This is a genomic window from Bacteroides sp. MSB163 (genome assembly GCF_036416795.1).
GTDB classification, from domain to species: domain Bacteria; phylum Bacteroidota; class Bacteroidia; order Bacteroidales; family Bacteroidaceae; genus Bacteroides; species Bacteroides maternus.
Map to the genome: position 1 here is coordinate 365,163 of NZ_CP143867.1, position 13,093 is coordinate 378,255.

Here is a 13,093-nt window from a genome sequence, read left to right on the forward strand (position 1 = left end):
CATTCAACATGTTCATGTTACCTTTGTTGAAATGAAAACAAAACAAAAGAAAGGAGACGAACTGATGACCAGTAATTATATTCGTTTCTTTTCGGTTTTGAATGAAATGATGATTTGTCAACGTGTATTTCCTAAGCCTGTAAGACTTGCATCCTAGAGACAGAGGCATGAACCTACCCAGGGTATCTGTAAAAAACTACACCGGAAAACAGAACGTCCCGCCTGCTTCTCAAAAAACGAAAATCGGGCGAGACGAAAATGAATAGTATCTTGCTATTTATAATTCTTCTATGTCTTTGATGGCTAAACCCGTCACTTGGTGGATGACCTCGGAGGAGATATTCAAGGCTTTCATCGTACGGGCATTCTCTATGTTTTTCTCTTGCTTTCCTTGTTCAAACCCTTCTGCCAGTCCTTCTGCCAGCCCTTCCTGTCTGCCTTCCTGTCTTCCTTCCTCCGCCGCCGTACTCAGCACATCATTCTGAATCATCACGGCATTGATATGCTCGTCATACGCCAGTTGTTCCGACCTGTCCATATTGTAATAAATCAGTTTGCGGCGTGCCTCTTCCAGTCCGGGAGCTTTCGTATCGGGGCGGATGATACCGGTTTTCAGATACTCTATCCACTCCTCAAGCGGGGTGACGGCCACCTTGTTGAACTCATTCACACGAATCAGGAAGTATTCGGGGAAGATTTCGGCAGGTAGCTTACGCACAATAGCGTCCTTCTCTTTGGTGGTAACTTCCAGAAAATCGCCCGTATGCACGCCCACAAAGGAGTTCTGACCGTGGTACAGGTAATCGTTTCCCTTGCCGATGTCGAAATAGAGAATACTGATGGAGTACACTTTCTTCACTTGAGAGTAAAGTTCTCCCAATTCGATATGCTCCGTGATGGCCTTGGCAACGCCGAAGAGGATGCGCTCCAGATAGTATATCTCGCGCGTGTTCTGCACCTCAACGATGATGATTTCATCCTTGCTATTGCGCGCCTTGATGTCCACCCGGTTGAACTTCTCGCTTTCACGTTGCTGGTTGCCCTCGCTTTCCAGTATCTCGACGATGCGGATAGGCTCACCCAGCAATACAGTGAGGAAACCTTCGAGCACGCCGAAGTTAGCCTTATTGCGCAGCAAACGCTTCACTGCCCAATCAAAACGTATATATTTATCTTTCTGTTCCATAACTTTTGTTTTTGTCTTCTAATTAGCACAAAGGTAAGCATAAATTCTGTTTCCAACATGTCCGGAAGCAATAATTTATTTCATTACTTCTCATCTGTAAACCAAATAGATGCCCTCTTTTTCCGACTTATAAACCAATCTCATGCCCTTCCCCGTACCCGGTCCGTATCAAAACCGTACCAAGGCCGTGTCAAGTCCAAGCGTTAGGATACGGAGATAATACGGACCTGATACGATTCGGGTACGGGGGAAGCAGGAGAAACAGACTAAAAAGAGTGTAATACAACTATAGGCGGAATATGTACATTTCTTTTCCGTTATGAATATATTCTGATCACGGAACACACGGAGCATAGAGTATCACAGAGTTTAATCAAATTAAAATCAAAATAAATATAAGCAAGACTGAGAGAACACATGAGATATAAGAAGCTGACTTTATCATAGTGTACAAGTTCAAAGATATAAGTTAATTATTAATTTCTTTCCCCTACATATATCCCTTTTTCAGAAGCAGCACTTACCCGAAAACAGCCATATACGCCACCACTTATATTCCCGGTTATTGACGACGGAGTCGGGGTGTATGCGCCGCCATCCGTACGGAACTGCTTCAGCATCTGATCAAAAACTTCATAACAACTCTTGGAAATGGTTTGCGCCCACACATATACAGAATCGCTTGAATGGTCATAACCCCAGCCATTAGGATAACCAAAAGCATTCTCTCCGTCATCTACGGCAAAGTCTACTACATTCTCCTGTAAGTGTTCATCACTTAAAACGGAATATCGCCAATGTGAACCCGCACCAAATAGGGCATTAGGCTTAGAGAACGTAGAGTGAGTATACGACCATGGAAAGAAGGAAAGTAAATAATAATTTTCTCCCGGAGGATTAATGAAACTAATACAAGGTGCAAAGGTCTCTCCCTTTTCACCAAGATCCACTTTAGTTACCTTGAGATCAGTAATAACAAGAGCCGGTTCCATTTTCTGTACATCCGATTCAAAATGCTTACCAGCATAATATATATCCAATAAATAGGAATGACCTTCAATACCATATAGCTTCGTTGTCACATACACCCCATCAGCTGCATCTTCAGATACACTGTTTATATGCTCCGTTTCATTCCGCTTCTTATCATAATTATAATAGTCATAATACACAAAGTTTTCACGACGAGGTTTCACATATTGAAGCGTATCCCTGATACCCTCCGTAATATCTGTAATCACAATTACCGCATCATCTATTCCTTCATAATTATAATAATCACCCCCTGTAATTGCAGCAGGCTTGGTAAGATGAAAGAAATAGGGCGGACGCTCATTAGTTACAGTTCCTTCAAAAACAAGTGCATCTGAAACATAGCCTGACAAATCCACATCAAACACTTTCTCACAGCCCGACATAAGCAAGATTGAGAGAACACATGAGATATAAGAAGCTGACTTTATCATAGTGTACAAGTTCAAAGATATAAGTTAATTATTAATTTCTTTCCCCTACATATATCCCTTTTTCAGAAGCAGCACTTACCCGAAAACAGCCATATACGCCACCACTTATATTCCCGGTTATTGACGATGGAGCCGGAGTATATGCACCGCCATCCGTACGGAACTGCTTCAACATCTGATCAAAAACATCATAACAACTCTTGGAAATGGTTTGCGCCCACACATATACAGAATCGCTCGAATGGTCATAACCCCAGCCATTAGGATAACCAAAAGCATTCTCTCCGTCATCTACGGCAAAGTCTACTACATTCTCCTGCAAGTGTTCATCACTTAAAACGGAATATCGCCAACGTGAATTCGCGCCAAATAAAGCACTAGGTTTCGAGAAGGTAAAATAAATATATGACGCAGGAAAGAAAGAAAGCAAATAATAATTTTCTCCCGGAGGATTAATGAAACTAATACAAGGTGCAAAGGTCTCCCCCTTTTCACCAAGATCCACTTTAGTTACCTTGAGATCAGTAATAACAAAAGCTGGCTCCATTTTCTGTACATCCGATTCAAAATGCTTACCAGCATAATATATATCCAATGAATAGGAATGACCTTCAATACCATATAGCTTAGTTGTCACATACACCCCACCAGCAGAATTCCTATATATCCCATTCACACTAGCCTCTTCCTTCCGCTTCTTATCATAATTATAATAGTCATAATACACATGATTTTCAAAACGAGGTTTCACATATTGAAGCGTATCCTTGATACCCTCCGTAATATCTGTAATCACAATTACCGCATCATCTATTCCTTCATAATTATAATAATCACCCCCTGTAATTGCAGCAGGCTTGGTAAGATGAAAGAAATAGGGCGGACGTTCATTAGTTACAGTCCCTTCAAAAACAAGTGCATCCGAAACATAGCCCGACAAATCCACATCAAACACTTTCTCACAGCCCGACATAAGCAAGACTAAAAGAACACACGAGATATAAGAAGCCGACTTTATCATAACTATCAGAATTTAAATGTATAAGTTAAAGAAGGCACAATGCCGTAAAGATATAATTTATACATAAGAGGCTGTGCAATGGAAAAGTTTCCATTACGCCCCGCATAAATGGAAAAAACATTTTCCCTGTTATATGCATTAATGATTGAAAGGGAAAGACTCCGATTCTTCCACTTATATGTTGTGGAGAAATCCAATTGGTGAAATGCCGGAGCACGATACCCGTTTCTACCGGAATAGATATAGAATACAGAGTGATGGAAATAATATTTTCCTACCGGCAACGTCAGATTCATTCCCGAAGCATAAGAAAAAGTAGATGACAGCGACCAATGAGAACCGATGTTCCAGTTCAGAAACAGTTTTAAATTATGCGGACGGTCATATATCGGTTTATATTTCTCGCCATTGATATTATTTCTTGCACGCGAAAGTGTATAACTAAGCCATCCGGTCAGGGCTCCCTGATTCTTTGAAAAGTACAACTCCAGTCCAGTCCCATCAGCAGTGCCGCTCTCTACTTCCTTTTCAATCCGGTCATTCTGGAATATATTGGCATTTTCCACATAGTCCACCACATGGCGCATTTTCCGGATGTAAGCTTCTACTGACAAAGTATACTCTCTGTGCGGAAAGTTATATTCATAGCCAAGTGCCACTTGCCGCATAACAGATGGCTCCAATAACGCATTGGCAGGTATCCACATATCCGAAGGTATTCCTACTGAGGAATTTGAGAGCATATGTATGCTTTGCGCCGCCTGTGTATAAGAGACAGCTATACGATTGGAAGGATTAAGAGTATAGGATAACTCTGCCCGCGGTTCGGGAACAACATACGTTTTTGCCCCATACGAAGAAGAGGACGGAGCATACAAAACGGATAAACGGACTCCGGCATTCAGCTGGAAACGGGAAAGGAACTTATATTCACCCTCTGCATAGAGAGCTATATCCCACAAGGTCTTTTTGGGCAAACGGGAAGGTACCACATTCGATTCATCGCCATACTTTTCTACCGAACCGGGCATAGTGGTAAAGAAGTGTACGCTTGCTCCCGTCTTCAGGCTCAAGGAGTTATTCAAGTGTGTTTCCCAGTCAGACTTCAACTGATAAGACTGCATATCCGATTTCCAAAGATATTGTAATCCGTCTGCCAAAGATTTATACCTATAATAATAATTACTGAAAACAGCACTTGTATTTATATTAGTTCTATCATTCAGAATATGGTTCCATCTCACTGTAGCAGTGGCATTTCCCCAGTCCATACCATATCCCTTGATCAATTTATTGAAAACAGTATGGTCGCCTCCGCTATACAACGAAAAGAAAAGACGGTTACGGTCATCCAATGCCGTATTCACCTTAGCATTGACATCATAAAACCACATCTGTGGCTTAGAGGCCAGATCACCACCTAATAAACTGAGTGTGACTCCCGGATAACCGAATCTGCCGGAAACCAGATAAGAGCCTTTCTTCAAAGGACCTTCCAGCAATACTTTAGAGGCAATCAATCCCAGACTTGCACTCCGCTTGCGCTCTTTACTATTGCCTTCGCGCATACGGACATCGATAACCGATGAAGACCGTCCTCCATATTTCAGTGGAAAATAGGACTTATACAGGTCCACCTTTTGAATGGCATCATTATTAAATACAGAGAAAAAAGATAAAACATGAGTAGGATTATAGACCACAGCCTCATCCAGTAAGACCAGATTCCCCCATTGATTACTTCCTCTCACAGAAATATTGTTAGCCCCTTCATTGCCACTCTGCACTCCCGGCAAAAATTGTAAAGTCTTTATCAAATCGGGCTCTCCTCCCACAACAGGCAGAGCTTGTATCTTCTGTGCATCCAACATAAATTGTCCGCTATGTTTTCGGGCTCCCAGTACTTCAACCCCTTTCAGCAAATAGTCATTAGGCTGCAAAGCTATATCGACCACCGCATTGCCCGATAGTTGCAATGTATCCGACCAGGTGGTATAGCCCAACATAGAACACTGAAGTACACACCTCCCCGTATGGAGGGTAATGGAATAGAGTCCGTATGCATTTGTAGCCATACCTGTACTCGAATTCTTTTCCAGTACATTGGCATCCGAGAGAGTCTCCCCTGTTTTCGCATCCGTCACACGTCCTCGTACTATCACTTTTTGAGCAAAGGCAGTGTGCAGACAGAAACAGAGGAGAAACAAATAGACAGATAAGACTTTCATTCGTTTTGTAGTTCTTTATCTAAAAGTTTAGTCAGTTCTTCATAAGAATTCGTAATATAAACCAAGCGATTATTAATTATAATGGTAGGAGTGGCAAAAAGTCCCCGTTCCATCAGTTTATCAATAGTATGGTTTACCTTATCATAAGTTTCGGCGGACAGCACATCTTGCTTATATGCGCCAACGTCCAATCCTAAAGCCCGGGCAAGGTCAAAGATATATGCAGAGTCCGGCAACGCATCATAGGAGAATATGGCATCATGAAACTCCCAGAATTTACCATATTTACCAGCCGCTTCACAAGCCAATGACGCAAGATTCGGTTCGTCGGCAAAATTAATAAAGCCAAATTTCACCCGGTCATGGTATTTATCATAAATACGTTTCAACGTTTTCTCAAATTCAGCACAACGTTTGCAATTGAAATCTGATGCTACTATCAAATGAGTAGCAGCATCAAGATTTCCTCTATATTGAACGCATAAATCGGCTACAACACAATTGGGCTGTTTAGGAGGATAGATATACCGCTTGATTTGTGCTCTATTAAATAGTGAATCTGCCAAATGCCGGATTAAAACACTCCGTACTCTGTTTTTAGCTAACAAATCCTCCATATATTCCTTTGTTGGATCGACCATAATACTATCAATATAAGCATTCAGAAACTCATCAGTGAGTACTCCCCGATCAATTGCCTCATACTCTATCAATTTTTGTTTGATTAAGTCGTCCAAGGCTCTTGACTTTATTTCATAAGCCATATTCAATAAATCGAAGGTCTCTTGGGTTGTCACCTGAGACAATTCGGATGCATAAAGCTTATGCCCGTTTATTTCTGCTACAACTTCCTTATTACCTTTAGAACAAGAGCAGAGTAACACAGTCAGCACTAATAATACATGTTTCATTTAATTAGCCATAACCCTCCCAGGATGATACCTATTCTTATTTTTAAAATAAGAGAGATCTGTATTGAATGTCAAGCTATACCATGTATTCTTTCCGGTATTCAAACCATATTCTCCATAGAAATGATCTGATAATAAATCTTTAGTAAAGGTATTTCCGGTATATAATTTAGCCCAGTTTTTATTACTTGAGTCTTCATCATCAAAATGGATTTTTCCCATTGTCGCAAGAGGAGAACCACAAATTACTCCATAATTTATCCGACTTCTAGGTCCAAAATTCCCACTTGCAATTGTACTCGGCACTCCCAATGCATCAGGGAAGGCCCAAGCTAAAACGGCGTTATCATCTATCTTTGTATATCCTTTAGAAATATCGCTTTTTTCATCATAATCAGGATTTAGACTTACCACCCTATTATCAGTATGTTTATCATCACAGTCATGATAACGAGCTACTATTTTCATCCAAGGATGGTTAAAACTAAACCCCGGTCTGTAATAGTTTATATGATTAACAAGGAATACACCTCCCGGATAATATTGACTTGCTTCCGTTAAACAAAATTTCAAACGGACATTACCATTGCTATCAATGTATGAATCTCCTATCACACCCTCTGATTTAGAATTCTGCTTTGTATCTTCCGCGTCAATATTAACTTCCAACTCCGTATAGACACCACACGAACCAATCTTAAAAACTCCTACGACATCATTAGAAGCACTGTAAACAGTTCGCATCACTTTCTCTTTTGCAATAGAGGTACGATTCATCAACTCAGTCACATAATCATCCATAAGCTTCTGAATAGTCTCTTCATCCGCAACTGTTTCAATCTTGAGAGTATCAGCGTTTTCTTCCATTGACCTGGTTGATACTTCATAATCCGCAGCGGCTTTAGCCAACTCCATATCATTCTCTAATAAATCATAACTGTTACTGCATGAGTAGCACGTCAACACTCCTAAAAGAGTGAATAATAAATGTTTTTTCACGTCTTTGAATGGTTAAGCAACACCATAAGCCTAAATTAAGTAAGTCAAATAGTGAAATCTCCGTATAGAATCACCTTTCCAATAGTCATCTCCAAACGGTAATTTTCTCCTCCTTGCAATAGTCCTGCCATATTCAGTACAATATTATCCGAAGCTCCATATAGTCCTGAATAAATTACGTCATTGGTTGAAAGATTAGTCACGGAAATAAAAGCATCATCTGAGCAGTTCTCAAAATTAAGTAATAGCAATTCATTGCTGAGATCTAAATAGGCGGAAGCAAATAAACCGGCAGAGCGTAATGTTCCATCAGAAGTAGTACTTTTCTTCAGTACAATACTCTTTCCAGACTCTTGTACAGTTGCACCTCCATTTACAAATGATAATAGAAATAAAAACAGTAATAAAGTTTTTGCTCTCATAGGTATGTGATATAAATTATTGTCGCAAATAACTTAATCATTTATATAAGAACAAAAAAACATGAAGTAACAATGGTAACAATAAATATAAAACAGCAGTAACAATGGTAACAAATAGCGTTCTAAACCACTAATTTTCAGCAACCAAAGATTTGTTCAAACAGTTCAATATCCATTTTTGTCTTAATACGGCTTTTTCTCATTTTTATCGCATCCGGAGTAGAGTCCATTATATCCCAAATAACATCTTTGGAGGTATTCAGAAGAGTTAAAATACAATATAATAAATCGTCATTAGTCAAAGCCGTGCAACGCTCCTTAAACCCGGTCATAACATCTATAAAGGTTCTTCGAATATCATTGATAATCTTCATCCTATAATTAGCAACTAACGAAATACGTTTTTTAGGAGATGAGTTCTCAAGTTCATATAGTTTTTTATAACCGTTAGTCGTTTTGAACAGAGATATGCAAATCTCTAATCGTTCTTCTTCCAACTTGCATAATTCTACCCCCTTATCTTCAGCTGTAGTATCAGGCTCTTCATTTAATAACATGACCTCAGTACGGTTCTTAATTAATTGCTGTTGCAAGGATACATATTTCTTTTGTCGGATCCTATCACGCCACAAGTATAGTACAACCAAAATAAATACCAGACATAAGAATACAACAACTAGGATTACAACTACCTGCTGATTTTTAACAGACAGTTTATATTTATGCAATTCAACCAAATGATTGTCCATCAGTTCATCAAGCTCTGCACGGTCATTCATTATCTGAATAGAATCATAGAAAATTATAAAGGAATCAGCATACAAGGTAGATTTCTCCCAATCTCTCATTCTTTTACTCTCTTGAAAGAGAGAATGATAAGATGATGTTTTAGTGTATATATTAGATGACCTTGCTCCTATATTCCAATAATAGGCAGCAGAATCTTTCTTATTCAGATGATTCATTATATCCCCCTTAACAGAGCAAGCCGCGGTATAGCCCTCACCTTCGGATAAATAAACCAAAGCTTTCGATATACAGGTATCAGCATCTACGAATTTATTTTGTTCATTATAAAGAGTAGCCATATTTTTATATACAGCCGACACCATAGCCGAATTATTCAAAGAAAGAGCTATGGGTAATGCCTTTTTGTAATAATAGTACGTACTGTCCCATTGTTGTTCCAATAAAAAAGCATTTGCTATATTCTTCAGATTATAACATGTACGCAAAGAATCTCGTCCTATACACAGAGCATACGCTTCTTTATACATAGATAAGGCCGTCTTATTCAGATCCTGCTCACTATAGCAATCGCCTAAATGACTATATATCATAGATAAAAACACTGAGTCTTTTTCTTTAGGCATTATATTTACAGCCTTCAAATAAAAATCAATAGCTGCCGGAAGCTTTCTTTGTTCCAAATAAACACAACCCAGATAGAAATAAGACTTCGCAAGTCGCTCCTGATTCTTACTGTTTCTATAATATTCTATTGCTATCCTTATTAATGAATCATTCTGTAACAATATATAATTCTTATACCTCGCCTGCGTTAACAACAAACAATACAAAGCCCGATTTCCTTTCTTCATTTTCTGCGGATCGGATATTTGTTCAAGCAGATAAAGTGAACTGTCAGGATGCGATTGCATCAAAGAATCAGCTGACAGTAAAATAGAATTAGCAAGATGAGAGTTATTCCTGCATGAATAAAATAGTGGTATTATTGTCAATAAGAAAAAAGGCAAGAACTTCTTCATAATAGCTAGTTTTATCGTTATAGGTTCACAAATATAATAACAATTCAGAAATAAACTGAGTCGTAATATTTACTTATTATAATTATTTCATATTTCCACGGAGGAAAGACATACGTATTTCCATATCTAAATGAACTACTTTTAGACAATACGATAGAAATCAGAACAAATAAAACTTTCACGTTATCTCTTAGCCCACCCAAATGGAATATTGCGTATATTTGAAAAATGAATCACCCAGAAGATTGTCTAACCCTAAAACAATCTGTAGATATGAAGACAATATTGCTTTTTTTACTTCTCTGCATAAGCCTCAGCACATCTGCCCAAACAGCCGATGAACGTGCCGGAACTTACATGAATCAGGCAGACTGGTTCAGTCTGCAACGCGAATTCGCTATTAACAAAGACTCCCTACATCCTTTCCTGCAAGAATTCGGTCAGGCACTATTGGATAATTTCTTCAACCGCCCTGAAGCGGCCTGCGAATCCATAGGCAAATTACTGAACGAACAACAAAATAATATGGGATTTGAAAATACAGCTTCCATGATTTACTTCTTATCCGAAAACCTGAGTAAGCTGGGAGCTAACGACCAAGCTGCCGAAACGCTGAAAAGTTTTTGTGACCAACTGGAAGGTCAGGTGGACAGCGCCTTCCTTGCCGACTACCGGACAAGGGAATATCAATACTGGGCACTGGCGAAATACGACCTATACCAATGGAACAAAGCAGATAACGATCTCATCCTCCCCTTCCGCATAGACAGTATAGGAACCAAAGGTTCTACCGCTATTACCCTGCCAGGAGAACTAAACGGAAAGAAACGAAACTATACACTGGATACCGGTGCCGGAGTCAATGTAGTGACACCCGAAGTAGCGGAAGCCTGCGGCATGAAGATGCTGGATGTGGAAATTACGGCACATGGAATACGAGTGGGAAGCGGGCATCTTGCCTTGGCAGAGGAAGTAAGAATAGGTGATCTCGTGGTCCGGAACGTACCTTTCTATGTACTGGATATGAAGACCGGAGAAGAAAAAGCAGACCGCTATATGAAGCATTTGGAAGCTATCATCGGATTGCCTTTACTTAATCAGCTCCAGGAAATCAGACTGGATTTCCTTACGAACCGGCTGACTATTCCCAAAGTCCTGACTCCCGCACCGACGTTTGCACCGAATATCTGCCATACAGGGAAAAATATTCTTGATTTGGAAGTAGTGTATAACCAAGAACTGTTACGTATGAACTTCGACAGTGGTTCCGGCGTCAGCCAACTGAACTACGATTATTTCAAGCGACATAAAGATCGTATTGAACAAATAGCGGAAAAGGATTCCATGAGAATGGCAGGTTTCGGCGGAACGACACGAGTTTGTGTCTACAAGATACCCGGTGGAGGATGCTTCCAGATAGGAGAATATACGGGATGCATTGATAGTTTGAGTGTAGTGGCAACACCCGGAGAAGATGCTCTTCACTTTGTTGGAGACGGAGTAGCAGGAATGGATTTCTTCCGGAGCTTCAACACTATTACGATTAATCTGAAGGATATGTTCGTAAAAACCACTCCGAAAAAACAAGAGAGAAACGCAATGATCTACGATAGCGAAAAGCTACGCTTAAAACTACCGGAAGACAAACTGAATATAACGGATATATTATTGGGGATAGCGAATGTATATCTGGACTACTGGAACCAGCATCGCTAAATACTCTACACACAACTCCCCCTTTCTGCCGAAAGGCACTTATAGCCCGTAGCTCGTAGCTGATTCATCTTCTGCGACGTCCGAACAAGTCCTTTATCCCATCCAGATCAAAACCTAACGTAAAACGAAGCGTCTGGTCGAGGGGATTACTTTGTGCCGTAGATACCAGATAAGCAGCATCCAGCGAGAATACGCTCATCTTGAATCCTGCACCAAAAGAAAAATACTTGCGGTTTCCTTTGTTCTCATGTTCCCAGTGATAACCGCCACGAATGGAAAACTGTTCGTGATAAGTATATTCCAATCCCAAAGACCACTGTATCTCCTGCAATTCTTCCTTGAAGCCGCCGGGAGCATCACTGAAAGACTTGAAGATCCCTTTAATGGGAGAGATATCATTGTAATCACGGTCCAAACGTTCTTCATACTCTTCCTGCGACTCATCTTCTCCACGAACAGGACGGGTAGGAACCATATATTTATTGGCGTCAAAACTAACTCCGATTGTATTATAATCATCTATCGGGAATAACAGGGAAGCACCCAAACGTAAGTTGGTAGGCAGGAACTGACTGGTATTTCCACTATCATAAGAAATCTTCGTACCGATATTGGAAGCATTCAGTCCGAAAGAAAGCATACACTCCCGTTGGGCAAGTATGACGTAATTCGTATAATAGAAGGCAATATCGGCAGCAAAAGCAGAGCTGGCGGAAACTTCTTCATCTTCCCTGTACGCCAGGTCGGAGTAAATGTATCGCAAGGCAACCGCAGCAGAGAAATGTTCGGAAAGCATGCGGGAGTACGCCACATCTACCGCCATTTCATAAGGTTTAATGGTATATCCGGGAGAATTCTCATCCTGATATGCTACGGGCACTTCACCCAAAGAGAAATAACGCAAAGAGCCGCTGACAGCCTGATAATCTCCGATACGGTAATAGCCTGCCAGATATGCCAGATCAATATCATTCACCAACTTACGCAACCAAGGTGTATAGGAAACCGCTACTCCGGCACGGCTGATTGTAAACGGATACTTAGCCGGATTCCAGTATTGAGAGTTTACGTCCGGATCTGTAGCCGCACCCACATCTCCCATACCACCGCCACGGGAGTCAGGGGCAATACCCAAAGAGTTAACACCGGTATTAACGGGATTAAACTGATTCTTGTCCTGGGCAAGAAGGCTTGCGGACAAGAAGGCTATGAGTAAGAGTAAGATATATTTCTTCATACAATATCATTTAATTTCTCATCCGCAGATGACGCAGATAACACAGATTTAAAAGCTATGCAAAAGAATATCCGCGTAATCTGCGTCATCTGTGGATGAAAAATATCTTTTATACTAATAAAACAGAGAATTCCCCTG

At 40.3% G+C, this 13,093-nt stretch carries 11 protein-coding genes; 2 read left to right on the forward strand and 9 right to left on the reverse strand.

Features of this window, described 5'->3' with window-relative positions; all coding sequences use genetic code 11:
• The first annotated feature begins 31 nt into the window (after positions 1-31).
• Entirely contained in the window at positions 32-157 is a 126-nt protein-coding gene (locus VYM24_RS01260; protein ID WP_330941276.1) for a hypothetical protein, read from the forward strand.
• Positions 158-277: 120 nt separating this feature from the next.
• On the opposite strand, the gene VYM24_RS01265 is transcribed toward VYM24_RS01260, so the two are convergent.
• The 8 genes from VYM24_RS01265 to VYM24_RS01300 all read right to left on the reverse strand — a co-directional run bounded on the left by VYM24_RS01265 (position 278) and on the right by VYM24_RS01300 (position 10,002).
• On the reverse strand, positions 278-1,186 hold the full coding sequence (locus tag VYM24_RS01265) for an Rpn family recombination-promoting nuclease/putative transposase (RefSeq protein ID WP_330941277.1): 909 nt from the start codon (positions 1,184-1,186) through the stop codon (positions 278-280).
• A 476-nt stretch (positions 1,187-1,662) separates the two neighbouring features.
• The gene (locus tag VYM24_RS01270) at positions 1,663-2,652 is read right to left on the reverse strand and encodes a DUF4249 family protein (protein WP_330941278.1); all 990 of its coding nucleotides are present in this window, start codon (positions 2,650-2,652) and stop codon (positions 1,663-1,665) included.
• 31 nt (positions 2,653-2,683) lie between these two features.
• On the reverse strand, positions 2,684-3,673 hold the full coding sequence (locus tag VYM24_RS01275; RefSeq protein ID WP_330941279.1) for a DUF4249 family protein: 990 nt from the start codon (positions 3,671-3,673) through the stop codon (positions 2,684-2,686).
• A 5-nt stretch (positions 3,674-3,678) separates the two neighbouring features.
• Positions 3,679-5,901: a TonB-dependent receptor gene (locus VYM24_RS01280; RefSeq protein WP_330941280.1), complete on the reverse strand. Its 2,223-nt coding sequence runs from the start codon at positions 5,899-5,901 to the stop codon at positions 3,679-3,681.
• Entirely contained in the window at positions 5,898-6,812 is a 915-nt protein-coding gene (locus VYM24_RS01285) for a thioredoxin domain-containing protein (protein WP_291554445.1), read from the reverse strand. The genes VYM24_RS01280 and VYM24_RS01285 overlap by 4 nt, the downstream gene beginning before the upstream one ends.
• Positions 6,813-7,811 carry a hypothetical protein gene (locus VYM24_RS01290; protein WP_291554448.1) on the reverse strand — a complete coding sequence of 333 codons (999 nt, stop codon included), beginning with the start codon at positions 7,809-7,811 and terminating at the stop codon, positions 6,813-6,815.
• A 44-nt stretch (positions 7,812-7,855) separates the two neighbouring features.
• Positions 7,856-8,233, reverse strand: coding sequence for a DUF3244 domain-containing protein (locus tag VYM24_RS01295; RefSeq protein WP_224320623.1), 378 nt, complete (start codon positions 8,231-8,233; stop codon positions 7,856-7,858).
• 137 nt (positions 8,234-8,370) lie between these two features.
• Complete coding sequence (locus tag VYM24_RS01300; RefSeq protein WP_330941281.1) at positions 8,371-10,002, reverse strand: tetratricopeptide repeat protein; 1,632 nt, start codon at positions 10,000-10,002, stop codon at positions 8,371-8,373.
• 273 nt (positions 10,003-10,275) lie between these two features.
• Here VYM24_RS01300 and VYM24_RS01305 point away from each other — a divergent pair, with 273 nt between their 5' ends.
• Positions 10,276-11,718 carry a retropepsin-like aspartic protease gene (locus VYM24_RS01305; protein WP_330941282.1) on the forward strand — a complete coding sequence of 481 codons (1,443 nt, stop codon included), beginning with the start codon at positions 10,276-10,278 and terminating at the stop codon, positions 11,716-11,718.
• A 64-nt stretch (positions 11,719-11,782) separates the two neighbouring features.
• On the opposite strand, the gene porV is transcribed toward VYM24_RS01305, so the two are convergent.
• Positions 11,783-12,955 (reverse strand): type IX secretion system outer membrane channel protein PorV, encoded by a 1,173-nt coding sequence (porV, locus tag VYM24_RS01310; RefSeq protein WP_330941283.1) that lies wholly within the window; start codon positions 12,953-12,955, stop codon positions 11,783-11,785.
• Positions 12,956-13,093 lie beyond the last annotated feature (138 nt).

Bases quoted from the DNA above. Each gene is read 5' to 3' on its own strand.
- VYM24_RS01280 (WP_330941280.1), bottom strand. From the start codon at position 5,901: ATGAAAGTCTTATCTGTCTATTTGTTTCTCCTCTGTTTCTGTCTGCAC.
- VYM24_RS01270 (WP_330941278.1), bottom strand. From the start codon at position 2,652: ATGATAAAGTCAGCTTCTTATATCTCATGTGTTCTCTCAATCTTGCTT.
- VYM24_RS01300 (WP_330941281.1), bottom strand. From the start codon at position 10,002: ATGAAGAAGTTCTTGCCTTTTTTCTTATTGACAATAATACCACTATTT.
- VYM24_RS01285 (WP_291554445.1), bottom strand. From the start codon at position 6,812: ATGAAACATGTATTATTAGTGCTGACTGTGTTACTCTGCTCTTGTTCT.
- VYM24_RS01305 (WP_330941282.1), top strand. From the start codon at position 10,276: ATGAAGACAATATTGCTTTTTTTACTTCTCTGCATAAGCCTCAGCACA.
- porV (WP_330941283.1), bottom strand. From the start codon at position 12,955: ATGAAGAAATATATCTTACTCTTACTCATAGCCTTCTTGTCCGCAAGC.
- VYM24_RS01260 (WP_330941276.1), top strand. From the start codon at position 32: ATGAAAACAAAACAAAAGAAAGGAGACGAACTGATGACCAGTAATTAT.
- VYM24_RS01295 (WP_224320623.1), bottom strand. From the start codon at position 8,233: ATGAGAGCAAAAACTTTATTACTGTTTTTATTTCTATTATCATTTGTA.
- VYM24_RS01265 (WP_330941277.1), bottom strand. From the start codon at position 1,186: ATGGAACAGAAAGATAAATATATACGTTTTGATTGGGCAGTGAAGCGT.
- VYM24_RS01275 (WP_330941279.1), bottom strand. From the start codon at position 3,673: ATGATAAAGTCGGCTTCTTATATCTCGTGTGTTCTTTTAGTCTTGCTT.